Raw genomic sequence first — 23,697 nt, forward strand, 5'->3', positions numbered from 1 at the left:
GGCCGATGCATCGGCCGCGATTCTGGCGAATGCCGCGTTCAGGCCGGACACCATCGTGGCAGCCTGGCCGCCGGTGTAGTAGTTGTCCGGGCGCAGCTGGGTCGTGCCGCCATTGGGCAGGGTGTCGGTGTTGGTGTACCAGGCCGCCAGGGGCAGGGTGGTGGTGGTGTTGGTGGCGGCGTAGGGGTTGAAGCCGGCGGGTACCGTGAAGCCGCCGTACTTGGCCGCCAGCCAGTACTGGTTCCGGTGGGAATAGCTTTGGCCTTCGAGCACGTCGACCCAGTAGGTGCTGACGGTCTGGTCGCCGGTGAGGTCGCTGCGCTGGTCCCGGGTGTGGGCGTCGTAGGCCATGCCGGCGATGAAGAAGCTGTTGTTGCGGCCGGACGAGTAGCCGCCCAGGTTGGACAGCCCTTCGAGCTGCCCGACCATGTCGGTGGAGGTCTTGACGTTGAGGTCGGTGTCGGCGGTGACTTCGGGCGGGAGGGTCGGCTCGCTGGTCGTGCGGATCGTGCTGCCCTGCAGGTTGGCGTCGTTCCAGGTGTTGATGTCGCCGATGCCGAGGATGAAGTTCTTCTGGCAGGCGTAGAGGACCGGGTCGTCCCAGGTGGTGATGACCGGGAAGTCGTCGATCATGGCCGACAGCGTGCCGGCGTTGGTGACCCCGGAGAAGCTGCTGTAGCTGGCCACCGGTCCCAGCTTGCGGAAGTAGCGCAGGCCGGCGTAGTACAGCTCACCGACCGGGTCGAAGCTCTTGAGGGCCTGTGAGGTCAGGCCGAACTTGTTGACGTAGTTCATCGCGCCGCTGTTGGCGACCGAGACGGTCAGCCCGGTCTGGCTCAGGGCGGTGGCCGCGGTGGCGGTGGCGTCCGTGGCATCCGGACTGGTCAGCATGACGCCCGTGCTGCTGTTCCATTCCGCCGCCGCGTTGGACAGCGCGGCCGAGCCCGGCACCGGCTTGGTCGGGCCGATGTACTTCATGCGCGAGCGCATCACGCCGCCGTCACGAAAGGTGTCGTTGTCGTTGAGGTAGCCGAAGGCGGAGTAGCGCAGCTTGTTCGCGTACTTCTGCATCAGCCCCTCGGGCTTGCTGCTGCTGGCGTAGGGGACGCAGTTGCTCTCCAGGCCGACCGTGGCGTTGCAGGCCTGGAGCTGGATGTAGAGGCGGTAGAACGCGCTGCTGCTGCCCGTGCCCGCGGCCGAGGACTGGCTGGTGTAGTTCGTGAAGGTCGGGTCGGCGGCATTGCAGCTGGTAGCGCCCGTGTTGCCGACCGTCACCGTGCAGACGCTGGCGTTGCCGCCTACTGGCGTGCCGGTGCAGATGTAGGTGTAGTTGCCGCTGTTGACGGAGTAGCCGCAGGTCACGGTGTAGGCCGGGTTGCTGACGGTCTGCGTGCAGGTGGCGTTGGGGTTGGCGGTGGTGCAGCTCTGCTGCGCACCGGCAAAGCCATCGCAGGTGTGGGTCGCGCTGTTGCCGCTCAGCGAGAAGTTGCAGCGCAGGTCGAGCCCGGCGCTGACGATCATCGCGTGGCCCATGCCATGGATGCGGGCGACGGCGCTGGTCCAGCCAAAGGGCGTGGCGCCGCTGACCGTGGCCGCGCCGACGCTCAGCTTGTCCGGATAGATGCTGGACCGGTCGCCCATCCCGTTGTGGTAGGTCTTCTGCAGCACCGTCAGGGTCGGGGTGTCGAAGCCGGCCATGCGGGTGCCGCCGGTCAGCGTCCAGCGGAAGGCGTCGATGGTCTGGGTGGAGGTCCAGTTCAGCCAGTTGCCGCTCCACAGCGACAGGGTGGCCGTGGACGTGCAGGTGTGGTTCGCCGCGGCGCTGTGTGGCACGAAGTAGCTGTTGGCGGGGGTGACCGCGTCGGCGTTGTAGCGGTAGCACTTCTCGGGGTCGAAGTAGCCCACGTAGGCGGTGGCAGGCGCGTAGGCGACGGTGTTCGGATACGCCGGGGTGGTGGCGGTCGGCCATTCGACGGAGAGGGCCAGCAGCAGGTTGCCCGGCACGCTGGCCGAGGCGAACAGCGGCGTATCCGACAGGTCGAGCGCCCGGGCCGGGCCGGTGCACAGGCTCAGCAGACCCACCAGTCCGAGCAGGACATTGGCGCAGCGGTGGCTGAGACGGCTGAGGAGATCGAGCGAGTGGGTCATGGTTCAGCGCGCCACGGTGGACTGGAAATAGGCCTGCGTGTTGCGCGGGCCGGTGGCCCGCACACTGATGCGGTAGATGGGCTGGGCCTCGCCCCGCACCTGGCGGTAACGGTCGTCGGCGGCGCGGTCGCCGTCGGAGGTGGCCAGCGCGCAGGCGTTGCCGGCGATGTCGCCGGCCGCGGTGCACTGGCGGTCGATGACGACCCGCACCGTCACGCCGCTGCTGCTGTCCGTCAGGTCGGTGCCGGTCATGCCGGCTGCGGTGAAGGCAGCGTCGTCGAGCAGCAGCGTGGGGACGCCCTGGGCATTGGTGGCCAGGCGGACGGCCGAGTAGTTGATCGCCGGGGCGTTGGCGTTGCGCAGGGCTTCGCTGGTCAGCGCGCCGGTGCCGCTGAACCGGGCGACGGCCTGCGCGATCCCGCGCTCCGCCTGGTTGACCAGGTCCCGCCGGAAGGCGAGGTTGCCGGCCTGCAGCAGGCCCACGTCCATGGCCCGGATCAGCGACAGGCCGGCCACCAGCACCGCCACCAGCGCCACGAGCGTGAACAGCAGGATGAAGCCGGACTGGGTGCGGCGCACGGGGCGCGTCCTGTTGCGCGTCATGGCGGATTCAGCAGGTTGCGCAGCGGGATCGTCGACTCCAGCGTGCGGTAGCGGTAGCGCTGCTCGGCGGTGCTCAGGGTGCGCGTGAAGGTGAGGCTGCTGCCCAGATCGGCGAAGAGCTTCAGGCTGGTGGGCGCCACGGCCGAGCCTTCCCGCAGCGTCGAGCGCAGCAGCAGCCCGAGCCGCAGCGCCACGATGGTGCGCAGCCGGGCGCTGGCCGTGGTGCTGCCGTCCATCAGGCTGGCGATGGCGTAGGTGCCGGTCGGCGTGACCCATTGGTTGATGCGCTGGTCGCCATCGGTGTCGATGCCGTAGAGCGCATGCAGCTCGAACACGCCATCGGCCACCGGCTGCAGCGGCGACCCGGTGGTCTGGAGCAGGTCGTAGGTGTAGAGGGTGTTGCTGTCGCCGACACCGACCAGCTGCAGCGTCGGCGGGTTGCCGTTGGCGACATTGCCCAGGGCGAGCACCTGGCTGACGATCGAGTAGTTCGTCAGCACGGCGGTGGTGCCGACGTTGGCGGTGGCGTAGGTGCCGGCGAGCGGGACGGTGCCGCCCGCGGTGGCCGCGTTGAAGGTCGAAGCCACCTGCTCGACCAAGCAGGGTGCGGTGCCGCTGGCGATGGGCTGGCGGTCGGTGACGAGCAGCAGGTCCTGCGGATTCAGGCCCACGGCGTTGCTCAGCAGCAGGGTGCCGGTCTGGGCATCCGCCGCGAAGCCGGCGGCGGTCTCCGACTGGCCGGACTGGCCCGCCATGATGACCAGCACGTCCGAACTCTGGCCGCTGACACCCGGCGTGGTCTGGCCGCGCGCGATGACCACCGGCGCCAGGCGGAACACGCCGGTGGTTCCGGTGCTGACGGACGCAAAAGGGGCGGGCAGCGGACTGCCGCTGAGCCGCGGCAGGACCTGCTGCCCCGTCTTGGCGGCGTGGAGCTGGCAGCCGAAGGCGTAGGCGGCCGCCTGCGTGAAGCCGGAGCCGGCGCTGCGCAGCGAGCGGTCCAGCGTCGACTGCACGTAGGCCGACACCTGGCTGAGGTCGCTGCCGGCGATCGTGCGGCGCTTGCTGGTCTCGGCCAGCGACATCACGCTGACCACGATGACGGAGATGAAGGCGCTGACCGCCAGCGAGACCATGACCTCGATCAGCGTGACGCCGCGCATGCGCACCCCGGGCGTCATGGCACCACCACCTTCGTCGAGTAGACCAGGTCCCCGCTGGCGGCCTTGCGCGAGGGCGGGCGCCAGCGGATCGTGATGGTGACGACGCCCAGCGCGTCCGGGTCGCTCACGGTGGCACTCGCCTGCGGCAGCCCGGAGGCGGCGGCGTTCTGGACCTGCGCTGTCCAGCTCGCCACGGTCGCGCTGGGCAGCGTGACGGTGCGCGACAGCCACATCAGGCTGACCAGCTCGTCCGCGAGGAGGGCGGCGCGGTTGCGGTCCTCCGCGTCGACGGCGTATTGCAGCGCCCGTCCCTGCAGGGCGATCAGCCCCATGACGCCGAAGGACAGCACCAGCAGGGCCACCAGGGTTTCGAGCAGCGTGAAGCCGCGGGCGCGGGTGGGCATGTTGTTCAGCATCCGTCGGCCGCGCCTGCGGCCAGCGAGCGGGCCGGGTCGCACAGGCGAACCTGGCCGCCCATGAAGACCGACACCCGCAGCGGCCGGTTGCTGCTGGTGGCGCTGACGACGTACTGGGCGGGCGTGGTCGCGCTGGTGGGGGCCGTGCAGTTCTGGCCGAGCCCGGTGGCCGTGCTGCTCACCGGCCGTCCGATCGCGTTGAAGCAGGTGACGGCCGGGCCGCTGATGCTCACCTTGTTCTGCCGGGCGCTGGAGGAAGCCAGGACGAAGTGGCGGTCGGTCAATGTCTCGCCGGCCAGCATCGGCAGGGCCTGGGCGAACCAGCGGTTGCCATTGGCCGCTGCGGTGGCGTTCAGGGCCGGCGTCGCATTCGTCAGGGCGAGCACGGTCTGCCGGTTGCGGCGCAGCGCCTCGGACTGGGTCAGACGCAGGTCGTTGCCGAGCTGCTCGGCCACGGCCCGCACCCGCACATTGGCCGTCCACGTGGCCATCATCGGGGTGGCGATCGACAGCAGGACCCCCACGAGCGTCAGCGTGACCAGCAGTTCGATCAGGGTGAAGCCCTGCCGCCGCGGCAGGCGGACATTCCCGTTCAGCATGTCTGGCCCTTGCTGCCGATCCAGCACGGATATCCGCCGCTCGGCACGTTGCCCCAGCCGGCCGGCAGGGCGTAGGTCCGCTGGGTACCGTGGTGGTCGACCGCGAAGGTGAAGCCCGCACTCGCCTGGCTGCCGGTGGCGGTGATCTCGTAGGCCTCGGCCGTGGGCACGGTGGTGCAGGCGATGGTAAACGTGCCGATCGTGGCCGCGGTGGCACAGGGGCCGCCGGTGTAGCTGCGCTGGTTCAGGTAGTACTGCTCCATGGCGGCCCGCGCGTCGGCCAGGGCCTGCGTGGCCTCGGTGATCTGGCTGCGCACGACGTGTTCCCGGTAGTTCGGCAAGGCCAGGGCGGCCAGGATGGCGACCATCGCGACCGCGATGACCATCTCGATCAGCGTGAAGCCGCGGGGCAGTCGGCGAGGGGACAGTGGCAGGGTGCTGGACATGAGTGTGCGGGGCTTGTCGCCGGACTGTGCCGGGCGCCGGGGCCGGGCAAGCCGGTGATAAGCGCCGGGTTCGCGCGGCATTCCGCAGGCGAGGCCGCCCGCCCTGACGGTTCAGCCCTTCAGCAGACCTTCGCGGGCCGCGAACGCCGCGGCCTCCGTCCGGTTGGCGCAGTAGGTCTTTTCCAGGATGCTGCGCATGTGGTTGGCGACGGTGTTGGGGCTGATCGACAGCACCTGTGCCACCTCGCGGTTGTTGCGGCCGATGGCGATGAGTCGCAGCACCTCGACCTCGCGGTCGGTGAGGCCGCAGGGGTGGCGGGGGCGGGTGGCGTCCAGCCGGGTCAGCAGGGTCTGGCAGCGTGCTGCCAGCGCCTCCAGGCCGAGCGCGGTGGCCTCGGTCCGGACGCGACCGGCGAGCTGGCGGGCCGCATCGGCATCGCCTTGCGTGGCACGCTGTTGCCACATCCAGGCCAGGCGGAAGCGGGTATGGGCTTGCCAGGTGCGCCAGCCGCAGGCGGTCTCGAAGGCCAGGGCCGCGTCGAAACAGTGCTGCGCCTGGCCGAAATCGCCGCACACCGTGGCGAGCATGCCGCGCAAGCGGTCGGCCGACCCGGCACACGGCCCGCCCCCTGCATCGACCACGAGGGCGCTGCCGGCATGGGGCTGCAGACGCTCGCGCAGCAGGGCGGCGCCCGGGGCGTCGTCGAGCGCCACGCAGGCTTCCGCCGTGAACAGCAGCCGGCACAGCGCGCTGGCGTCTCCGGCTGTCGGTGCGCAGGCCAGTGGCAGCAGCCGCTCGTACTCGGTGCGGCAAGCCTCCGTCATGCCCAGCTCGGCATAGAGCAGCATCAGGCCCGGCCGCCAGAGCGCGGCCTGCGTCGATGGCGCTGCGCCGTCCGGGCCGACCAGGAGGCGCAGCAGGGGCAGCGCCTCGTGCAGTCGACCCTGCTCCCGGCGGATGCAGAACATGTGCATGCCATAGGCGGTGGTGGCCTGGGTGTCGGAGGCCTTGCGGCTGATTCCCATGGCCTGGGCCGCCCAGGCCTCCGCATCCTGCAGGCGGCCGTCGTTGAGGGCGGTGATGGCCCTGTTGCCTGTCAGCAGGCCCTCGTAGAGCACCAGGCGGCCCTGGCGGGCCAGCGCAAGTCCGAGCTGCTGCGCGTCGGCGAGCGCCTCTCGGGCACCGCAGCGCATCAGGTCGATCACCCGGTAGCACAGCAATTCCACCAGCGCCGTCCGCGGAATCTCGTCGTTTGCCAGGGCGAGCGCCTGCGCCTGTGCGCCGAGGGATAGGCGCCGCTCGAGGTCCTCGGGCCAGTACACCGCCGTGCACAGGCACATCCGCGCAAAGTAGCGGCGGCGCGCCGGCCCGCGCTCGGGCGCCAGTGCGAGTGCTTGGTGGTGGGCCTCGTCGGCGGCGACCCGCTGGTCGAGGTAGATGCGGGCGCGGCAAAGCTGGCAGAGCAACTCGACCCGCAGGTCATCGTCCAGGGCGTCGCTGGCCAGCGCGCGGTCCAGCCACCGGATCACCTGCGTGCTGGCCAGTCCCTGCAGCTTCATGGAGATCGCCAAGCCGAGCGCGGCGCGGGCCAGCAGGGCGGGCTGGTCGAGCTGGTCCGCCAGCGCCGCGGCGTCCTGCCAGACCTCGGCACCGGACTCGCCGGCGCCGTGCTCGGTGAGCGCGCGTCCCAGGCGCAGCAGCAGGGTGCAGCGCACCAGCGGATCGGTCTGCTCGGCCCGGTCGGCCATGGCCAGCGCGGCGCGGAAACAGCGCGCGGCTTCCTCGTGCGCGTGGGCCTGGGCGGCGGTGTCGCCAGCCCGGCTGGCACAGTCCAGTGCGCGCGCTGCGCCGCCCACGCTTGCGGCCTCGGCGTAGTGGTAGGCCAGTGCCGGCCACAGGCTGGCGGGCGGCTGCGCAGGCGCGTCGGCGTCCAGCAACTCGGCGATGCGCAGGTGCAGCCGGGCACGCCGCAGCGGCAGCATCTCGGCATACAGCGTCTCGCGGATCAGCGCATGGCCGAAGTGCAGCCATTCGGTGTCCGGCCCGGTTTCGATCAGACCGGCCGCCCGGGCTTCCTCCAGCGACTGCAGGACCTCATCGTCGGAGCGGTCCGGGCTGAGTCGGATCAGCAAGGCCGGCGAGAAGCGGCGGCCCATGCAGGCCGCGGTCGTCAGCACCTGTCGGGCGCCGTGGGACAGGGTCCCGGCCCGCTTGCCGATCATGGTGCGGATGCCTGGCGGGATGTCGGCGAGGTGGCCGACGTCATGCTCCTGCAGGAAGCGTGCCGTCTCCACCACGAAGAAGGGCAGGCCCTCCGTGCGCTCGTGGACGAGGCGCACCAGCTCCTCGGTCACTGCCCGCTGGTCGAGGTAGCGGCGCAGGTACTCGCGCACCTCGTCCTGCGTGAACGGAGGCAGCCGGATCTGCCGCACCCGCTGCAGGCGCAGCAGTTCGGCCACGGTGTCGCGCAGGGCGGGTTCGACCGCGAGCGCGTCCTCGCGGTAGGTGACGACCAGCGCCACCCGCGCCTGGTCCAGTCCATCGGCCACGAAGGCCAGCAAGCGGAGCGACGAGGGGTCGGCCCAGTGCACATCGTCCAGGATCAGCACGAGCATCCGGCCATCGGGTGCCCGCTGCAGCGCGCGGGTCACGCCGTCGAGGAGGCGAAAACGTGCCTGTTCGGCGTCACTGACGGTCTGGCCGGAGGACGGCGACGTCTCAGCCGGTGCCATCTGGTCGAGCAGGTCGTCCAGGCCAATGCCGGGGCCGTCGCCGGCGGGATCGCCCGGAATCTGGCGGCTCAGGCTGCGCAGTGCCTGGGTCCATGGCCAGAATGGGGGCGTACCCGGTGACTCCGGGCAACGGCCCCAGACCACCAGATCGCCGGCCCGTGTCGCCGTGCGTTCCAGTTCGCTGGCCAGCCGCGACTTGCCCGCACCGGCCGGTCCGGACAGCAGCACCAGTTGACGCCGCCCCCCGCGGGCCAGTTGCAGTGCGGCCTCCAGCTGGGCAGATTCGTCACGACGCCCCACCAGATGCCCGAACTCCGGGTCAAGTACCGTTCGCATCGCGCCTCCCTGCCCACGCTGCTACGAATGCGTACCAACCGGTGGAGTATGTCGCGCCCCGGTGGGTGAGGCAAGCGCACCAGGGGGTGAAAGTGCCTGCTTGTCAATGGGTGGCGAGCGGCTTACGCTGCAGGCGCGCACATCTGACGGACCCAACCACGGGAGGCTGTGATGCCACTCTTCCTCATCGAACGCCAATTCGCCGAACGCCTCGACATGGATGCCGATGGCATGGCAGGTCTCCAGCAGATCAATGCCGAGGTCGGCGTGCACTGGCTGTACTCGTTCCTGAGCGCCGACCAGCGCAAGACCTACTGCCTCTACGAAGCAGGTAGCCCCGACAAGATCCTGGAAGCAGCGCGCCGCGCCGGCCTGCCCGCCGATGTCATTGTCGAAGTCTCCCAGGTCCGTCCCGAAGCGGTCAGGCCTCCCGCGGGCTAGTGGTTGGTGGACGGTGGACGCTGGATAGTCAATCCTGACTATTGGTCGGTGACGCCGGCAGGCCTACAACAGTGGCACGGTTCGCGGCTGCGGACCGACAGGAGGTTCTGCCATGTTGTCCGTCTCTGCCCTCTCGGCGTTTTCCACCGTGCTGCACGGACACCTAGTCCAGCCTGGGGACACCGGCTACGACGCCGCCCGCCAGGTCTACAACGGCATGATCGACCGGCGCCCTCGGCTCATCGTCTATGCCCGCGACGTGGCCGATGTGCAGCACACCGTGCGCCTGGCCAGTGACCACCAGCAGTTGCTGGCGCTGCGCGGCGGCGGGCACAACGGCGGCGGGCTGGGCGTGTGCGACGACGGCGTCGTGCTGGACATGTCGCTGTTCAAGGCCATCGAGATCGATCCGGCGGCCCGGACGGCGCGGGTGGGGGCCGGATGCCTCCTCCGCGAGATCGACGCCGCCACCCATGCCCACGGCTTGGCGCTGCCCATGGGCATCAACGGCACAACCGGCATCGCCGGGCTGACGCTCGGCGGTGGCATCGGCTACCTGAGTCGCCAGTACGGTCTGACGGTCGATCACCTGTTGTCGGCCGATGTGGTGCTGGCCAGCGGCGAGGCGGTCACGGCCTCGGCGAACGAACATCCGGACCTGTTCTGGGCACTGCGGGGTGGTGGGGGCAATTTCGGGGTCGTGACCACGTTCGAGTTCCGGCTGGAGCCAGTGCGCGACGTGGTGGGCGGCATGACGATCTGGCCGATCGAGCGCATGACCGACCTGCTGCGCTGGTACCGCGAGTTCATCGTGTCGGCGCCGCCGGACCTGAACGGCTTTGTCCACCTCGGCAAGATTCCCCCGGTCGATCCCTTCCCGGCGGCGCTGCACGGGCGGACGGTCTGCGCGGTGGTGTGGTGCTACACCGGCCCGCCTGAACAGGCCGGACAGGTGTTCGCGCCTATCCGGGCCTTCGGGCCACCGATGATCGACGCGGTCCAGCCCATGCCGATGCCCATGCTGCAGGGCATGTTCGACGCGCTGTACCCGGCGGGGCTGCAGTGGTACTGGCGGGGCGACTTCTTCGACACGCTCAGCGACGAGGCCATCGCGCGGCATGTCGAGTTTGCCGCCCGGGTGCCGACGCTGCATTCGCTGATGCACCTCTACCCGGTGCTCGGGCAGGTCCACGCGGTCGGACCGAACGAAACAGCCTTCAGCTACCGGCGGTCGCAGTTCGCGCAGGTCGTCGCCGGGGTCAGCCACGATCCCGCCGACCGGGACGCGATCACCCGCTGGTGCAAGGACTACGGCGCGGCGCTGCACGACCTCTCGGCGGGCGGCTCCTACATCAACTTCCTGATGGAAGAGGGTGATGCCCGGGTGCAGGCCGCCTACCGCGGCAACCTGGACCGCCTGTTCGCCCTCAAGCGCCGCTACGACCCGGGCAACCTGTTCCGGGTCAACCAGAACATCGTGCCCGCGTGATCCGCGGTCACTGGTGTGTTGGCTTCCGCCCTCGTTCCGATGCAACTGCAAGGAGTCATCATGAAGTTCCCCGTGACATTCCCGCTGACGGCCGTGGCCGTGCTGGTCAGTGCTCTGGTGCTGGCGCTGCCCACGCAGGCTGGCATGGATGGTGCACGCGGCGCTCGCATTCCGAGCGCCCACCACAGCCCCACCCATGCCGGCCAATCCGATGCCGCAGCCCGGTCCGAGGGGTCACAGGGCGCGTGGCGTGGTCGCAGCCATGCCGAGTGGGCGCAGTCGTTCTGGCGCTGGACGTTGTCGATCCCGTTCAATGCCAATCCGGCCATCGCGGGGGGCGATTGCGAGGTCAACCAGGAGGGGCCGGTCTGGTTTCTGGTGGGGCCGCTGGGTGGTTCGTTCAGCCGGACCTGCACGGTCCCGGTCGGCAAGGCGATCCTGGCCCCTGTGGCCGTCTTCCTGAGCGACTACCCCTGTCCGAGCCCGCCGGCTTTCGAGCCAGCACCGGGCCAGACGTTCGCGGACTTCCTGGGCGGCGGACTGATCCCGCTGATCGAGAGCTACTCCGTCGTCGAGGCGCGCCTGAATGGTCGCAGCCTGAAGCCGCGCCGCATCACGACCCGGACGTTCGGCTTCACGGCCGCCGCTGATCTCAAGGCCGTTGATGGGTGTTTGACCGGCTCGCCTCAGGTGGGTCTGTCCGATGGGTTCTTCGTCACCATCGAGCCGCTGCCTCGGGGTGACCACATCCTGCAGTTGCGCTCTGTCAGCGGGATTCTGGGCATGACGGAGGGGACGTTCACGCTGAAGGTGAAATGAGGTTTCTACCTCCTCGCAGTCTACGCCTTTCGGCATGTGGGGTCCGGACGTCGCCAATATCTCTAGCCCCACTGGCACACCTCATGACAATAGGAGATATGAAAATGAATCGTCAATCAGTCAACCGGTTAAATCGATGGTTGAGCATTCTTTTCGGTGCCATTCTGACGTTGTGCGGCAACGCATTTGCAGGTCAGTTAATTCGCGTCAGTCCGGAATTGCAACTGTATTACGTTGACAAAGGACGAGGAACACCGATTGTTTTTATCCCTGGCTGGACTGGTACTTCGGAAATGCTGCAAAAACAAGTTGACTACTTCTCGAAGTCCTATCGAACGATCAGTTATGACCCACGGAGTCAGGGACGTTCAACCAAGACAGCAGAAAACAATCATTACACACAGCACGGCGTTGATCTCAACGACTTCATGACAGCATTGCGACTGAAGGATGTCGTTCTTGTTGCCCACTCTTGGGGCTGTCATGATGTCTACGCTTACTTCAGAGTCCATGGCACCCAGAATGTAAAAGCCTTTGTTTGCATCGACTCCAATCCGAAGGCGATTGTCGAGGCAGAAGGTGATTGGGGCACCCTGAAGAGTGCCGTTGATCTCAAAGGCTTCCACGATGGCATCAGCTATGACCGAGTGAAGACATCGGGCGACTTCTTGCAGTCGATGGTTACCCGTCCATTGACTGATGGCGAAAAAAAATGGTTCATCAAGCAGATGTTGCAAACACCAACCTCCGTCACCTTGCAACTCGACTACGACGGTAGCATGGCGGATTACAGTGCGGAAGCGAAGGCGATTGACGGAAAAATTCCTGTCTTGAATATTCTGGCCAATCCCGGCTGGTTCGACGGATGGACTCCACTTGGAAAGGCTTGGCTAGCAAAGAACACACCTCACTCCGAGGTAGAAGAACTTGGTCAGCACCTCATGTTCTGGGAGTTTCCTGACAAGTTCAACGCCATGCTTGAGTCGTTTCTCAAGAGGCTCAGATAGTCAAAGCAAAAGGATGATGATTCCCGAGTACATCAGGGTGTCGCCTTTCTACTCATCCGCTGACGACGTGATGGAGATGGCGCTCAAGGAATCGATGGCGCTGTACGCCGAGATCGGCGACAAGAACCCGAACTGGAAGAAGGTCTACGCCGACTACGCCAAGTTCCGCGCCGACCAGAACCTGTGGTTCCGCTTCGCCGAAGCCGGCTTCGACGACTTCATGCAGGCCCAGAAGCTCTGACCGTGCCGAGGCTGGTTCAATCCGGCGCTTCGACGCGGCAGGTGCCCAGCGCCGCCGCCCGCCGGATGAACTTCCGGTCGAAGGTCTTCAGCGCGGCGAGGTGCTGACTCTGCGCCAGATGGAGCGCGTCAGCGAAATCCAGCCCGTCCGCTTCATGCCACCGCAGCGCCTGCGCGATCGGGGCGGCCTGCGCCAGATGCACGTTCGGCAAGCCGAACAGTCCGCGCAGGCCGCGCACCACCTGCACCGGCTCGAACCGGTAGGCGAAGCGCAGCACCCACTCGGTCTCGATCACCACCGTGTCCGGCACGAACACGTCGTGCTCGCGCAGCAGACGGGTGCTGGCGGCATGCTGCGCCGGATCATCGGCGACGAGAAAGCGCACGACGACGTTGGTGTCAATCGCGATCAAGCCACTGCTCCTTGACACCCGCTGCCAGCGCCGCAGCAATGTCGTCGTCGGTCAGTGCCGGGCTGCTGTGGGGCAAGCAGCCGGCCACGTCGTCCAGCTGGGTGACGGGAAACGTGACACGCGGGCGCAGCAGCAGGCCATCGCCCACATCGATGACTTCCAACTCGGTGCCGGGTGTCCAGTGGTACAGGGTGCGCAAGGGCTTGGGGATGATGATTTGCCCCTTGCTGGACAGGCGTGTCGTTGGGATGGCTTCCATTGGACACCTCCAGAGTAAGACGAAAGTAAGATCATAAGCCGATGCCGATGCCGCTACAATCTCACGCACCATGGCCGATCCCACCCCCACCCAAGTCCGCGATTTCATTGCCGCCGGCCTGTCCTGCGAGCACCTGGAAGTCGACGGTGACGGCCGCCATTTCTTCGCGACCATCGTGTCCAGCCAGTTCGAAGGCAAGCTGCGCGTGGCCCGCCACCAGCTGGTCTACGCTGCGCTGGGCGAGCGCATGCGCGAAGAGATCCACGCGCTGTCGATGAAGACGCTCACTCCCGCCGAATGGGCCAAGGCCGGTACTGCACCGACCAGCCCCGTCACCCACCACCATTGACCACCGCGCGCGGCCCCAGGCTGCGGCGCGGGCGTGTGCATGCCGACCCCGGTGTGCGACAGGCCAGCCCGCAACGCGGCATGAGCCCCTCGCAAGCACACGCACACCTCCATGGACAAGCTTCTGATTCGCGGCGGCCGCACCCTCCAGGGTGAGGTCACGATCTCCGGCGCCAAGAACGCCGCCCTGCCCGAGCTGTGCGCGGCGCTGCTGACGGCCGAGCCGGTCACCCTGGCCAATGTGCCGGGCCTGAAGGACGTCTCGACCACGCTGAAGGTGCTCGCCCAGCTCGGCGCGACTTCCACGCGCGATCCGGCCACGCCCGGCATCGTCACCGTCGACGCCTCGAACATCACCTCCACCGAGGCGACCTACGAGCTGGTGAAGACGATGCGCGCGTCCATCCTCGTGCTCGGCCCGCTGCTGGCGCGCTTCGGCGTGGCGCGCGTGTCGCTGCCCGGCGGCTGCGCGATCGGCTCGCGGCCGGTGGACCAGCACATCAAGGGCCTGCTGGCGATGGGCGCGGAGATCCGCGTCGAACATGGCTACATCCACGCCACCGCGTCGCCGCGCCTGAAGGGTGCACGCATCACCACCGACATGGTCACCGTCACCGGCACCGAGAACCTGCTGATGGCCGCGACGCTGGCCGACGGCGAAACGGTGTTGGAAAACGCCGCACAAGAGCCCGAAATCACCGACCTCGTCGACCTGCTCATCTCCATGGGTGCCCAGATCGACGGCCGCGGCACCAGCCGCCTGCGCATCACCGGCGTCGAGCGCCTGCACGCACCCAAGGTGCCGCACCAGATCATCCCGGACCGCATCGAGGCCGGCACCTTCCTGTGTGCCGTGGCCGCCGCCGGTGGCGACGTGACGCTGCGCCGCGCTGACGCCAGCCATCTGGACGCCGTGATCAGCAAGCTGCGCGAGGCCGGTGTCACGGTCGAGTCCGGCGACGACTGGATCCGCGTGCAGATGAGCGACCGTCCGAAGGCGGTGAGCTTCCGCACCAGCGAGCACCCGCTGTTCCCGACCGACATGCAGGCGCAGTTCATGACCGTGAACTGCATCGCCGAAGGCGTGGCGCGCGTGACCGAGACCATCTTCGAGAACCGCTTCATGCACGTCAACGAGCTGGTGCGCCTGGGCGCGCACATCGCCGTGGACGGCCATACCGCCATCGTCGAAGGCATCCCGCGCCTGTCGGGCGCCACCGTGATGGCCACCGACCTGCGCGCCTCGGCCTCGCTGGTGATCGCCGGGCTCGTCGCCGACGGCACCACCACGGTCGACCGCATCTACCACCTCGACCGCGGCTACGACGCCATGGAAGTCAAGCTGCGCGGCATCGGGGCCGACATCGAAAGGGTTCCCGCATGAGCACGCCATCCAACGGGATGATCACGCTGGCGCTGTCCAAGGGCCGCATCTTCGAGGAGACGCTGCCGCTGCTGGCCGCCGCCGGTATCGAGGTGCTGGAAGACCCCGAGAAGTCCCGCAAGCTGATCCTGCCGACGAACCGGCCGGATGTGCAGGTCGTGCTGGTGCGCGCCACCGACGTGCCGACCTATGTGCAGTACGGCGGCGCCGACCTCGGCGTGGCCGGCAAGGACATCCTCATCGAGCACGGCGGCCAGGGCCTCTACCAGCCGCTCGACCTGAACATCGCCAAGTGCCGCATGAGCGTGGCGGTGCGCGAAGGCTTCGACTATGCGGCGGCCGTGAAGCAGGGCTCGCGCATCCGCGTGGCGACCAAGTACACGGCAATCGCCCGCCAGCACTTCGCCGACAAGGGCGTGCACGTCGACCTGATCAAGCTCTACGGCTCGATGGAACTCGCGCCGCTGACGGGTCTCGCCGACGCCATCGTCGATCTGGTCTCCACCGGCAAGACGCTGGTGGCGAACCACCTCGTCGAGGTCGAGCCGTTCATGCAGATCTCGTCGCGGCTGGTGGTCAACCAGGCCGCCCTCAAGCTCAAGCGCGACCAGCTCCGCCCGCTGATCGACGCCTTTGCCTCCGCCATTCCCAAAGACTGACCTTCCCGAAGCTCAAGAAAGCCCCGCCATGTCCTCCGTCGCCATCCGCCACCTGAACACCGCCGCTCCGGACTTCGAAGCCGAGTTCCAGCGCGTGCTGCACTGGTCGGCGGAGACGGACCATGCGATCGAGGAACGGGTCGCGGGCATCCTGCAGGACGTGCAGCAGCGCGGCGACGCGGCGGTGATCGAGTACACCAACCGCTTCGACGGCATGCAGGCCGAGTCGATGACCGCGCTGGAGCTGACCCGCGAGGAGCTGAAGGCCGCGTTCGAGGCGATCACGCCCGCGCAGCGCAGCGCCCTCGAAGCCGCAGCCCAGCGTGTGCGCAGCTACCACGAGCGCCAGTTGCAAGCGTGTGGCCTGAGCTGGAGCTACCGCGACGAAGACGGCACGCTGCTCGGCCAGAAGGTCACGCCGCTCGACCGCGTGGGCATCTATGTCCCGGGCGGCAAGGCGGCGTACCCGTCGTCGGTGCTGATGAACGCGATCCCGGCGCATGTCGCAGGGGTCGGCGAAATCATCATGGTCGTGCCGACGCCCAAGGGCGAGAAGAACGCGCTGGTGCTGGCCGCCGCCTATGTCGCCGGTGTCAGCCGTGCGTTCACGATCGGCGGCGCGCAGGCGGTGGGTGCGCTGGCCTACGGGACGGCGACCGTGCCCCGCGTCGACAAGGTCACCGGCCCCGGCAACGCCTACGTGGCGAGTGCCAAACGGCGTGTTTTCGGCCAGGTCGGCATCGACATGATCGCCGGCCCGAGCGAGATCCTCGTGCTGGCCGACGGCACAACGCCGCCCGACTGGGTCGCGATGGACCTGTTCAGCCAAGCCGAACACGACGAACTCGCGCAGTCGATCCTGCTGAGCCCGGACGCGGACTACATCGCCAAGGTGCAGGCCGAGATCGACCGCCTGATCGACGGGATGCCGCGCCGCGACGTGATCCGCGCCTCGCTGGAAGGCCGCGGCGCGCTGATCCTGACGCGGGACATGGATGAAGCCTGCGCGATCAGCAACCGCATCGCGCCGGAGCACCTCGAAGTCAGCTCGTCCGACCCGCACCGCTGGGAGCCGCTGCTGCGCCACGCCGGGGCGATATTCCTGGGGGCGTACACGAGCGAGAGCCTGGGCGACTACTGCGCTGGGCCGAACCACGTGCTGCCGACGTCGGGCACCGCGCGCTTCTCGTCGCCGCTGGGGGTCTATGACTTCCAGAAGCGCTCCAGCCTGATCGAGGTGAGCGAGCAGGGCGCGCAGACGCTGGGTGTGATCGCCGCCGAACTGGCTTACGGCGAAGGGCTGCAGGCGCATGCGCAGGCCGCCGAGTTCCGCCTGAAACGTGCCGACTGACCCGCGCAGGAGCGACCCCATGAGTGATCCCATTCGCAACCGCCTTTCCCAGACCCTGCGCGCCGATGTCCAGGGCATGCACGCCTACGCCGTCCAGCCCAGCGCCGGCTTCATCAAGCTGGACGCGATGGAAAACCCTTTCACGCTGCCGCCCGCGCTGCAGGCCGAACTGGGGCAACGCCTCGGCGCGGTGGCGATCAACCGCTATCCCGGTGGCCGCATTGACGAGCTGAAGACCGCGCTGGCCGAGCACATCGCCATGCCCGAGGGCTGCGCGCTGATGCTGGGCAATGGCTCGGACGAGCTGATCTCGCTGCTGGCGCTGGCCTGCGACGTGCCGGGGGCGACGATCCTCGCGCCGGTGCCGGGCTTCGTGATGTACGCGATGTCGGCGCAGTTGCAGGGCCTGAACTTCGTCGGCGTGCCGTTGACCGCCGATTTCGAGCTGGACGAGGCTGCGATGCTGGCCGCGATCGAGGCACACCGCCCCGCGATCACCTACATCGCCTACCCGAACAACCCGACCGCCAACCTGTTCGACGACGCCGTGATCGAGAAGATCGTCGCGGCGGTCGGCGCGCAGCACGGGCTGGTCGTGTTCGACGAGGCCTACCAGCCGTTCTCCTCGCGCACCTGGCTGCCGCGGGCCGGCGCGCACGACCACGTGCTGGTGATGCGCACGCTGAGCAAGTTCGGTCTGGCCGGCATCCGCCTGGGCTACATGGTCGGGCCGGCCGCGCTGATCGCCGAGATCGACAAGGTGCGCCCGCCGTACAACGTCAGCGTGCTGAACGCCGAGGCCGCGCTGTTCGCCCTGGAGCATGCCGACGAGTACGCTCGACAGGCTGCGGTGCTGCGCAGCGAGCGCGAGCGGCTGCAGGCTGCGCTGAGCGACATTCCGGGCGTGCAGGCGTGGCCGAGCGAGGCGAACATGGTCCTCGTGCGCGTGGCCGACTCGAAGGCGACGTTCGAGGGGATGAAGCAGCGCGGCGTGCTCATCAAGCATGTCGCGGCGCTGCACCCGCTGCTGGCCAACTGCCTGCGCCTGACGGTGGGCACGCCGGAAGAAAATACCCGCATGGTCGACGCGCTGCGGGCGTCGGTCTGAAGATGAGCACCCTGAACAGCATGAGCACTCCAAGCGCCAGCACTGACCTCACTCCCCGGATCGCCGAGATCCAGCGCAACACCAACGAGACCAAGATCCGCGTCCGGGTCAACCTCGACGGCACGGGCGTCTCGAAGCTCGCCACCGGCATCGGCTTCTTCGACCACATGCTCGACCAGATCGCCCGCCACGGCCTGATCGACCTGGAGATCGAGGCCGACGGCGACCTGCACATCGACGGCCACCACACGGTCGAAGACGTCGGCATCACGCTGGGCATGGCGGTGGCCAAGGCGGTCGGCGACAAGAAGGGCCTGACGCGCTACGGGCACAGCTACGTGCCGCTGGATGAAGCGCTGTCGCGTGTCGTCATCGACTTTTCGGGCCGTCCGGGGCTGGAGATGGACGTGAAGTTCACCTCGGGCATGATCGGCGCGCTCGACACGCAGCTCGTCTACGAATTCTTTCAGGGCTTCGTCAACCACGCGCTGGTCAGCCTGCACATCGACAACCTCAAGGGCCACAACGCCCACCACCAGTGCGAGACGATGTTCAAGGCGTTCGGCCGCGCGGTGCGGATGGCAATCACGCCTGATCCGCGTTCGGCGGGTGTGATCCCGTCCACCAAGGGGTGCCTGTGATGTCGCGGACTGTCGCTGTCGTCGACTACGGCATGGGCAACCTGCGCTCGGTGTCGCAGGCGGTGCTGCACGTCGCGCAAGGTTCGGGGCTGGAGGTTGTCGTGACCTCGCAGCCCGACGAGGTGCGCGCCGCGGAGCGTGTCGTGCTGCCGGGGCAGGGCGCGATGCGCGACTGCATGCGCGAGCTGCACGACTCCGGGCTGAAGGAGGCCGTGCTCGAAGCCGCCGCGAACAAGCCGCTGATGGGCGTGTGTGTCGGGATGCAGATGCTGCTCGACCACTCGGAGGAGCAGGACACGCCCGGCCTCGGTCTGATCCCCGGCCGCGTGAAGCGTTTCCAGCTCGAAGGCCGCCTGCAGCCCGACGGCAGCCGCTACAAGGTGCCGCAGATGGGCTGGAACCGCGTGCGCCAGATCGCGCATGACGGGGCTGTGCATCCGGTCTGGGCCGGGGTGCCGGACGGGGCGTGGTTCTACTTCGTCCACAGCTACTTCACGACGCCCGACGATCCGCGCCACACCGCCGGCGAGACCGATTACGGCGCGCCGTTCACCTGTGCGGTGGCCTGCGACAACATTTTCGCCACCCAGTTTCACCCCGAAAAGAGCGCCGACCACGGTCTGGCGCTGTACCGCAATTTCCTTGGCTGGAAGCCCTGAAAGCCCTGACACCATGCTGCTGATCCCGGCGATCGATCTCAAAGACGGTCAATGCGTGCGCCTCAAGCAAGGCGACATGAACGACTCCACCACCTTCGGCACGGACCCCTCGGTGGTCGCCCGCCGCTGGCTCGATGCCGGCGGCCGACGCCTGCACCTGGTGGACCTGAACGGCGCCTTCGCCGGCAAGCCGGTCAACGCCAGGGCGATCCAGTCGATCCTGGCCGAGGTGGACGGCAAGATCCCCGTGCAGCTCGGCGGCGGCATCCGTGACCTCGACACCATCGAGCGCTACCTCGACGCCGGCATCACCTACGTGATCATCGGCACGGCCGCGGTGAAGAACCCCGGCTTCCTGCGCGACGCCTGCACCGCCTTCCCCGGCCACATCATCGTCGGCCTCGACGCCAAGGACGGACTGGTGGCCACCGACGGCTGGAGCAAGCTCAGCGGCCACGAGGTGGTCGATCTGGCCAAGAAGTTCGAGGGCTACGGGGTGGAAAGCATCATCTACACCGACATCGGCCGCGACGGCATGCTCACCGGCATCAACATCGACGCCACCGTGAAGCTCGCGCAGGCGCTGACGATCCCCGTGATCGCCTCGGGCGGCCTGTCGAACATCGCCGACATCGAGGCGCTGTGCGCGGTGGAGAAGGAGGGCGTGCAGGGCGTGATCTGCGGGCGGTCGATCTACACCGGCGACCTCGATTTCGCCGCTGGCCAGCGCCTGGCCGACGAACGCAACGGCACCACGGCCTGAGCCGGAACGGAACGCCATGCTCGCCAAACGCATCATCCCCTGCCTCGACGTGACCGGCGGCCGGGTCGTCAAGGGCGTCAACTTCGTCGGCCTGCGCGACGCGGGCGACCCGGTGGACATCGCCGCCCGCTACAACGACCAGGGCGCCGACGAGCTGACCTTTCTCGACATCACCGCCACCAGCGACGGCCGCGACCTGATCCTGCACATCATCGAGGCGGTGGCGTCGCAGGTCTTCATTCCGCTGACGGTGGGCGGCGGCGTGCGCACGGTGGCCGATGTGCGCCGGCTGCTCAATGCGGGTGCGGACAAGGTCAGCTTCAACTCGGCGGCGGTCGCCAACCCGCAGATCATCCGTGACGCCTCGGACAAGTACGGCGCGCAGTGCATCGTCGTGGCCATCGACGCCAAGCGGCGGGTCGGCGAGGATCTGGCGACCAAGGGGCCGGGCTGGGACGTCTACACGCACGGCGGGCGCAAGAACATGCACCTCGACGCGGTGGCCTGGGCGCGCCAGATGGCCGAGATGGGCGCGGGCGAGATCCTGCTGACCAGCATGGACCGCGACGGCACCAAGATCGGCTTCGACCTGGCGCTCACGCGCGCGGTGGCGGACGCGGTGCCGGTGCCGGTGATCGCCTCGGGCGGTGTCGGCAACCTCGACCATCTGGCGGACGGTGTGCAGCAGGGCGGGGCGGACGCGGTGCTGGCCGCCAGCATCTTCCACTATGGCGAGCACACGGTCGGCGAGGCCAAGCAGTTGATGGCGGCGCGCGGGATTCCGGTGCGGATCTGACGGCCAACGGGCCTGCGGTCAGAGGTAGCGTTGCAAGACCGGCTCGAACCAAGGTCGGATGGCCGCTTCTTCCAGCCGCAGGGATTCACCGTAGTCGCTGATCTCGGCCAGCAGCAGGCGATCGTCCCCCGAATTGTCGAAGACGTAGGCGCGGCTGCTCTGGTCGATGGCTTGCGGCAGGAGGTGCAGCGAGCGGTAGTAGCGCTCGCGGATCTTCTCGGGCGGCACGGGATGGCCGCCACTGCGCACCCGGTTGTTGACCCGCTCGACGTTGATTTCCGGATCGTCGGTGGCGACGAAGTACAGATAGGTCCGAAATCCGTGTGCGCGGGCCTGCGCCATGAAGTCCACCTTGTCTGGCGAGGACATCACCGTCTCGAATGTGAACGAGATGCCCTGTGCCAGCAGGCGATGGCGGATGAAGTCGCACAGCACCGATGCGTGGTAGGAATTGACCTTGACCGTGCCGAAGTCCACGCGCGTGTCTTCGACAGTCAATCTCGCCATTTCGGTCAGCAGTTCGGGTTCTCGGGCCAGCAGCGTCGAGTTCGACAGGAAGGTGTGGATGCCTGCCAGATCGGCGCCGGACAAACCGAACTCGGCCAGATCGGCATGTCCTGACCGCCGGATGTCCTTCTCCAGGTCGTCGGCGTTGACGTAGACGCCGAGCCATTCCGGCTTCAAGGCTTCCTTGATCGTGCTCTTGCCCGATCCGTTCGGGCCTCCAAATACCCGGAGCCTGGGAACCGCAGGAGCCATTACACCGAGCGGCGCTTGAGGATGGTGCCGGGCTGGATGCGGATGGACGGGGGCAGATCGCGCAGCACGCGGCGATGGCCGTCGGCATAGGTCTCGACCAGTTGGCCGTTGAACGTCTCCACCACCTTGCCGGAGGTCTTCAGTGCCTGCTGGCGCGCCTGTCGCACTGCTTGTGCGGCCAGTTCAGGAATGCGTGCCTCGGCGGATTGCATGGCGGCTTCGTCGAGATCCAGGGCGATCAGGGAGTTCATGGCAGCTACCTCGTGTCACTTCGTTCGCATGCGGCATTGTCACACCAACTCGTTGCGGATCGCGTAGACCGTCAGCTCCGAGTTGTTCGTCAGCCCGAGTTTCTCCAGCACCCGCGCCCGGTAGACGCTCACCGTCTTGGGGCTCAGCGAGAGCTGCTCGGCGATGTCCGACAGGCGCTTGCCGGAGGCGATCATCGTCAGCGTCTGCAGTTCGCGGTCGGAGAGCTTGTCGTGCGCGGCTTCCGGGGCGGGGGTGGTCAGGCTTTCGACCAGCATCTGCGCCATCTCGGCGGTGATGTACTTGCGGCCCTGCGCGACCATGCGCACGGCGGTGACGATCTGCGCCGTGTCGCCTCCCTTGTTGACGTAGCCGTAGGCGCCGCCACGCAGGGCACGCAGGGCGTACTGGTCCTCGGGGTACATCGAGACGATCAGCACGCGGATCGGCGAGCCTTCGTCCTTGAGGGCGTGCAGCACGTCCAGCCCGCTGCGGCCGGGCATGTTGATGTCGAGCACCAGCACGTCGCAGGTGGTGGTGCGCAGCAGGTTGCGGAGTTCGCCGTATTCACCGGCTTCGCCGACGATCTGCATGTCAGGCTGCTCGGCCAGCGTATCGCGGATGCCCCGGCGGATCAGGGCATGGTCGTCACAGAGAATCACGCGGGTCATAGGGCGCCCCAGGTAGAAGGATCATGCGGGCTGCTGGTCAGCGGCAGGTCGATCTCGGCGTCGCCGGGACGGGATGCCACATCGCTCAGGTCGAGAGGCACCGAGAGTATCAGGGTCGTGCCGGTCGGCGAACTGCTCAGGTCGATCCAGCCCCCGACGGTGTCCGCGCGTTCATGCAAGCCGCGGATTCCGAACGAGTGGTCCTTGCCCAGATCGCCATTGGCCAGCCCGCGGCCGTTGTCGCTGATCTCCAGCGACAGCACACCGGCCGCCACCGTCAGGTCCACCTGGACCCGGGTCGCCTTGGCGTGCTTGGAGATGTTGGTCATCGCTTCCTGGGCCGTGCGGTAGGCGACCAGCGGCACGCCCGGCGACAGGGTGAGGTGGTCGTTGCTGGTGCGGAAGGTGGTGCGCATCCCGGTGCGGCGCTCGAAGCGCTGCGTCATCCACTGCAGCGCGGCCACCAGGCCCTGCTCCAGGATGGCGGGACGCAGGTTGTGCATGATCCGCTGGCTGGCCTCGATGGCGTGGTTGACCGACTCCAGCGCCTGCTGCGCACGCTCGGCCATCGGACCATCGGAGGCGTGGCGGGCGATCCAGGCCAGATCGAACTTCACCGCGGTCAGCGAGCCGCCGACGTCGTCGTGGATCTCGCGGGCGATGGCGGCGCGCTCCATCTCGATGCTGGTCTGCAGGTGCTGCGCCAGCTCCGACAGCCGCTTGCGCGAGCGCGCCAGCTCCTCGTCGGTGCGCTGGCGGGCGCGCTGACCTTCGCAGACGTCCACCGCGTGCAGCAGCGCCGGCACCAGCCGGTTCAGGTTGCTCTTGAGCAGGTAGTCGGAGGCGCCGTTGCGCATGGCCTCGACCGCCGTGTCCTCGCCGATCTCGCCCGAGACGAGGATGAAGGGCAGCAGCGTGTCTCGGTCGCGCAGCAGCTCCAGCGCGATCAGCCCGGAGAAGCCGGGCAGGTTGTAGTCGGACAGCACGGCGTCCCAGGTCTGGCCGAGTGCCGCCAGGAAGGCGTTTTCGGTGTCGACGCGGTGCATCGTGGCCTCGATGCCCCCTCGGCGCAGGTGGACGAGGACCAGCTGGTGGTCCATTTCCGAGTCTTCGAGGTGCAGGATGCGCAGGCGGCGCGGTGGAGGCGGGCGGAACATGGGGTCGTCTCCTGGAAACTGGGCTGGATTTTGCGGCGTG

Annotated in this window: 25 protein-coding genes and 2 pseudogenes; 14 read left to right on the top strand and 13 right to left on the bottom strand. The window is 68.0% G+C overall.

Annotated features, from left to right (window positions below; all coding sequences use genetic code 11):
- The 7 genes and pseudogenes from AABN02_RS06955 to AABN02_RS06985 all read right to left on the bottom strand — a co-directional run.
- A pseudogene (locus tag AABN02_RS06955) lies at positions 1–2,148 on the bottom strand (pilus assembly protein); the annotation flags it as partial.
- A gap of 3 nt (positions 2,149–2,151) precedes the next feature.
- Complete coding sequence (locus AABN02_RS06960; protein ID WP_338414197.1) at positions 2,152–2,751, bottom strand: hypothetical protein; 600 nt, start codon at positions 2,749–2,751, stop codon at positions 2,152–2,154.
- Positions 2,748–3,932 carry a PilW family protein gene (locus tag AABN02_RS06965; RefSeq protein ID WP_338414198.1) on the bottom strand — a complete coding sequence of 395 codons (1,185 nt, stop codon included), beginning with the start codon at positions 3,930–3,932 and terminating at the stop codon, positions 2,748–2,750. Before AABN02_RS06965 ends, AABN02_RS06960 begins: the two co-directional genes overlap by 4 nt.
- A complete protein-coding gene (gene pilV, locus AABN02_RS06970; RefSeq protein ID WP_338414199.1) occupies positions 3,929–4,318 on the bottom strand; it encodes a type IV pilus modification protein PilV in 390 nt (129 codons plus the stop codon). Before pilV ends, AABN02_RS06965 begins: the two co-directional genes overlap by 4 nt.
- 5 nt (positions 4,319–4,323) lie before the next feature.
- Positions 4,324–4,929 carry a prepilin-type N-terminal cleavage/methylation domain-containing protein gene (locus AABN02_RS06975; RefSeq protein WP_338414200.1) on the bottom strand — a complete coding sequence of 202 codons (606 nt, stop codon included), beginning with the start codon at positions 4,927–4,929 and terminating at the stop codon, positions 4,324–4,326.
- The gene (locus AABN02_RS06980; protein WP_338414201.1) at positions 4,923–5,375 is read right to left on the bottom strand and encodes a type IV pilin protein; all 453 of its coding nucleotides are present in this window, start codon (positions 5,373–5,375) and stop codon (positions 4,923–4,925) included. Before AABN02_RS06980 ends, AABN02_RS06975 begins: the two co-directional genes overlap by 7 nt.
- A 111-nt stretch (positions 5,376–5,486) precedes the next feature.
- Positions 5,487–8,444 (bottom strand): AAA family ATPase, encoded by a 2,958-nt coding sequence (locus AABN02_RS06985; protein WP_338414202.1) that lies wholly within the window; start codon positions 8,442–8,444, stop codon positions 5,487–5,489.
- A gap of 171 nt (positions 8,445–8,615) precedes the next feature.
- Between AABN02_RS06985 and AABN02_RS06990 the strand changes: the two genes are divergently transcribed.
- From AABN02_RS06990 to AABN02_RS07010, 5 genes and pseudogenes are all read left to right on the top strand, one after another.
- Positions 8,616–8,885 carry a DUF4242 domain-containing protein gene (locus tag AABN02_RS06990; RefSeq protein WP_338414203.1) on the top strand — a complete coding sequence of 90 codons (270 nt, stop codon included), beginning with the start codon at positions 8,616–8,618 and terminating at the stop codon, positions 8,883–8,885.
- A gap of 112 nt (positions 8,886–8,997) precedes the next feature.
- Positions 8,998–10,374 (top strand): FAD-binding oxidoreductase, encoded by a 1,377-nt coding sequence (locus AABN02_RS06995; RefSeq protein WP_338414204.1) that lies wholly within the window; start codon positions 8,998–9,000, stop codon positions 10,372–10,374.
- 18 nt (positions 10,375–10,392) lie between these two features.
- The gene (locus AABN02_RS07000) at positions 10,393–11,193 is read left to right on the top strand and encodes a hypothetical protein (RefSeq protein WP_338414205.1); all 801 of its coding nucleotides are present in this window, start codon (positions 10,393–10,395) and stop codon (positions 11,191–11,193) included.
- A gap of 98 nt (positions 11,194–11,291) precedes the next feature.
- Positions 11,292–12,200 (top strand): alpha/beta hydrolase, encoded by a 909-nt coding sequence (locus tag AABN02_RS07005; RefSeq protein ID WP_338414206.1) that lies wholly within the window; start codon positions 11,292–11,294, stop codon positions 12,198–12,200.
- 64 nt (positions 12,201–12,264) lie between these two features.
- A pseudogene (locus AABN02_RS07010) lies at positions 12,265–12,441 on the top strand (ABC transporter substrate-binding protein); the annotation flags it as partial.
- A gap of 16 nt (positions 12,442–12,457) precedes the next feature.
- Here AABN02_RS07010 and AABN02_RS07015 read toward each other — a convergent pair.
- Positions 12,458–12,853: a type II toxin-antitoxin system VapC family toxin gene (locus AABN02_RS07015; RefSeq protein WP_338414207.1), complete on the bottom strand. Its 396-nt coding sequence runs from the start codon at positions 12,851–12,853 to the stop codon at positions 12,458–12,460.
- Positions 12,840–13,112: an AbrB/MazE/SpoVT family DNA-binding domain-containing protein gene (locus AABN02_RS07020; protein WP_338414208.1), complete on the bottom strand. Its 273-nt coding sequence runs from the start codon at positions 13,110–13,112 to the stop codon at positions 12,840–12,842. The genes AABN02_RS07015 and AABN02_RS07020 overlap by 14 nt, the downstream gene beginning before the upstream one ends.
- A gap of 70 nt (positions 13,113–13,182) precedes the next feature.
- Between AABN02_RS07020 and AABN02_RS07025 the strand changes: the two genes are divergently transcribed.
- The 9 genes from AABN02_RS07025 to hisF all read left to right on the top strand — a co-directional run bounded on the left by AABN02_RS07025 (position 13,183) and on the right by hisF (position 20,821).
- Positions 13,183–13,461 carry a BolA family protein gene (locus tag AABN02_RS07025; protein WP_338414209.1) on the top strand — a complete coding sequence of 93 codons (279 nt, stop codon included), beginning with the start codon at positions 13,183–13,185 and terminating at the stop codon, positions 13,459–13,461.
- Positions 13,462–13,572: 111 nt separating this feature from the next.
- Positions 13,573–14,844 (top strand): UDP-N-acetylglucosamine 1-carboxyvinyltransferase, encoded by a 1,272-nt coding sequence (gene murA, locus AABN02_RS07030; RefSeq protein ID WP_338414210.1) that lies wholly within the window; start codon positions 13,573–13,575, stop codon positions 14,842–14,844.
- Positions 14,841–15,503, top strand: a complete 663-nt coding sequence (gene hisG, locus AABN02_RS07035; RefSeq protein ID WP_338414211.1) for an ATP phosphoribosyltransferase — start codon at positions 14,841–14,843, stop codon at positions 15,501–15,503. The genes murA and hisG overlap by 4 nt, the downstream gene beginning before the upstream one ends.
- 28 nt (positions 15,504–15,531) lie before the next feature.
- A complete protein-coding gene (hisD, locus tag AABN02_RS07040) occupies positions 15,532–16,854 on the top strand; it encodes a histidinol dehydrogenase (protein ID WP_338414212.1) in 1,323 nt (440 codons plus the stop codon).
- Positions 16,855–16,873: 19 nt separating this feature from the next.
- Positions 16,874–17,962, top strand: coding sequence for a histidinol-phosphate transaminase (gene hisC, locus AABN02_RS07045; RefSeq protein ID WP_338414213.1), 1,089 nt, complete (start codon positions 16,874–16,876; stop codon positions 17,960–17,962).
- A 20-nt stretch (positions 17,963–17,982) separates the two neighbouring features.
- The gene (gene hisB / locus AABN02_RS07050; protein ID WP_338414214.1) at positions 17,983–18,603 is read left to right on the top strand and encodes an imidazoleglycerol-phosphate dehydratase HisB; all 621 of its coding nucleotides are present in this window, start codon (positions 17,983–17,985) and stop codon (positions 18,601–18,603) included.
- Positions 18,603–19,262, top strand: a complete 660-nt coding sequence (gene hisH, locus AABN02_RS07055; protein WP_338414215.1) for an imidazole glycerol phosphate synthase subunit HisH — start codon at positions 18,603–18,605, stop codon at positions 19,260–19,262. Before hisB ends, hisH begins: the two co-directional genes overlap by 1 nt.
- Positions 19,263–19,275: 13 nt before the next feature.
- Positions 19,276–20,025, top strand: coding sequence for a 1-(5-phosphoribosyl)-5-[(5-phosphoribosylamino)methylideneamino]imidazole-4-carboxamide isomerase (gene hisA, locus AABN02_RS07060; protein ID WP_338414216.1), 750 nt, complete (start codon positions 19,276–19,278; stop codon positions 20,023–20,025).
- 16 nt (positions 20,026–20,041) lie between these two features.
- On the top strand, positions 20,042–20,821 hold the full coding sequence (hisF, locus tag AABN02_RS07065; protein ID WP_338414217.1) for an imidazole glycerol phosphate synthase subunit HisF: 780 nt from the start codon (positions 20,042–20,044) through the stop codon (positions 20,819–20,821).
- 18 nt (positions 20,822–20,839) lie between these two features.
- Here the strand turns inward: hisF and AABN02_RS07070 are convergent, their stop codons facing one another.
- The 4 genes from AABN02_RS07070 to AABN02_RS07085 all read right to left on the bottom strand — a co-directional run bounded on the left by AABN02_RS07070 (position 20,840) and on the right by AABN02_RS07085 (position 23,657).
- On the bottom strand, positions 20,840–21,505 hold the full coding sequence (locus tag AABN02_RS07070) for a zeta toxin family protein (protein ID WP_338414218.1): 666 nt from the start codon (positions 21,503–21,505) through the stop codon (positions 20,840–20,842).
- A gap of 74 nt (positions 21,506–21,579) precedes the next feature.
- On the bottom strand, positions 21,580–21,831 hold the full coding sequence (locus AABN02_RS07075) for a hypothetical protein (protein WP_338414219.1): 252 nt from the start codon (positions 21,829–21,831) through the stop codon (positions 21,580–21,582).
- Positions 21,832–21,870: 39 nt separating this feature from the next.
- Entirely contained in the window at positions 21,871–22,500 is a 630-nt protein-coding gene (locus AABN02_RS07080) for a response regulator transcription factor (protein ID WP_179634686.1), read from the bottom strand.
- Positions 22,497–23,657, bottom strand: coding sequence for a histidine kinase (locus AABN02_RS07085; protein ID WP_338414220.1), 1,161 nt, complete (start codon positions 23,655–23,657; stop codon positions 22,497–22,499). The genes AABN02_RS07080 and AABN02_RS07085 overlap by 4 nt, the downstream gene beginning before the upstream one ends.
- Positions 23,658–23,697: the final 40 nt, after the last annotated feature.

The sequence above is a fragment of the uncultured Sphaerotilus sp. genome, assembly GCF_963924895.1.
Lineage (GTDB): Bacteria > Pseudomonadota > Gammaproteobacteria > Burkholderiales > Burkholderiaceae_C > Sphaerotilus.

What these genes read in the sequence shown, in the direction of transcription:
- AABN02_RS06960 (WP_338414197.1), bottom strand. Translation starts at nt 2,751, where the DNA reads ATGACGCGCAACAGGACGCGCCCCGTGCGCCGCACCCAGTCCGGCTTC.
- AABN02_RS06965 (WP_338414198.1), bottom strand. Translation starts at nt 3,932, where the DNA reads ATGACGCCCGGGGTGCGCATGCGCGGCGTCACGCTGATCGAGGTCATG.
- pilV (WP_338414199.1), bottom strand. Translation starts at nt 4,318, where the DNA reads ATGCCCACCCGCGCCCGCGGCTTCACGCTGCTCGAAACCCTGGTGGCC.
- AABN02_RS06975 (WP_338414200.1), bottom strand. Translation starts at nt 4,929, where the DNA reads ATGCTGAACGGGAATGTCCGCCTGCCGCGGCGGCAGGGCTTCACCCTG.
- AABN02_RS06980 (WP_338414201.1), bottom strand. Translation starts at nt 5,375, where the DNA reads ATGTCCAGCACCCTGCCACTGTCCCCTCGCCGACTGCCCCGCGGCTTC.
- AABN02_RS06985 (WP_338414202.1), bottom strand. Translation starts at nt 8,444, where the DNA reads ATGCGAACGGTACTTGACCCGGAGTTCGGGCATCTGGTGGGGCGTCGT.
- AABN02_RS06990 (WP_338414203.1), top strand. Translation starts at nt 8,616, where the DNA reads ATGCCACTCTTCCTCATCGAACGCCAATTCGCCGAACGCCTCGACATG.
- AABN02_RS06995 (WP_338414204.1), top strand. Translation starts at nt 8,998, where the DNA reads ATGTTGTCCGTCTCTGCCCTCTCGGCGTTTTCCACCGTGCTGCACGGA.
- AABN02_RS07005 (WP_338414206.1), top strand. Translation starts at nt 11,292, where the DNA reads ATGAAAATGAATCGTCAATCAGTCAACCGGTTAAATCGATGGTTGAGC.
- AABN02_RS07020 (WP_338414208.1), bottom strand. Translation starts at nt 13,112, where the DNA reads ATGGAAGCCATCCCAACGACACGCCTGTCCAGCAAGGGGCAAATCATC.
- AABN02_RS07025 (WP_338414209.1), top strand. Translation starts at nt 13,183, where the DNA reads ATGGCCGATCCCACCCCCACCCAAGTCCGCGATTTCATTGCCGCCGGC.
- murA (WP_338414210.1), top strand. Translation starts at nt 13,573, where the DNA reads ATGGACAAGCTTCTGATTCGCGGCGGCCGCACCCTCCAGGGTGAGGTC.
- hisG (WP_338414211.1), top strand. Translation starts at nt 14,841, where the DNA reads ATGAGCACGCCATCCAACGGGATGATCACGCTGGCGCTGTCCAAGGGC.
- hisD (WP_338414212.1), top strand. Translation starts at nt 15,532, where the DNA reads ATGTCCTCCGTCGCCATCCGCCACCTGAACACCGCCGCTCCGGACTTC.
- hisC (WP_338414213.1), top strand. Translation starts at nt 16,874, where the DNA reads ATGAGTGATCCCATTCGCAACCGCCTTTCCCAGACCCTGCGCGCCGAT.
- hisB (WP_338414214.1), top strand. Translation starts at nt 17,983, where the DNA reads ATGAGCACTCCAAGCGCCAGCACTGACCTCACTCCCCGGATCGCCGAG.
- hisH (WP_338414215.1), top strand. Translation starts at nt 18,603, where the DNA reads ATGTCGCGGACTGTCGCTGTCGTCGACTACGGCATGGGCAACCTGCGC.
- hisA (WP_338414216.1), top strand. Translation starts at nt 19,276, where the DNA reads ATGCTGCTGATCCCGGCGATCGATCTCAAAGACGGTCAATGCGTGCGC.
- hisF (WP_338414217.1), top strand. Translation starts at nt 20,042, where the DNA reads ATGCTCGCCAAACGCATCATCCCCTGCCTCGACGTGACCGGCGGCCGG.
- AABN02_RS07075 (WP_338414219.1), bottom strand. Translation starts at nt 21,831, where the DNA reads ATGAACTCCCTGATCGCCCTGGATCTCGACGAAGCCGCCATGCAATCC.
- AABN02_RS07080 (WP_179634686.1), bottom strand. Translation starts at nt 22,500, where the DNA reads ATGACCCGCGTGATTCTCTGTGACGACCATGCCCTGATCCGCCGGGGC.
- AABN02_RS07085 (WP_338414220.1), bottom strand. Translation starts at nt 23,657, where the DNA reads ATGTTCCGCCCGCCTCCACCGCGCCGCCTGCGCATCCTGCACCTCGAA.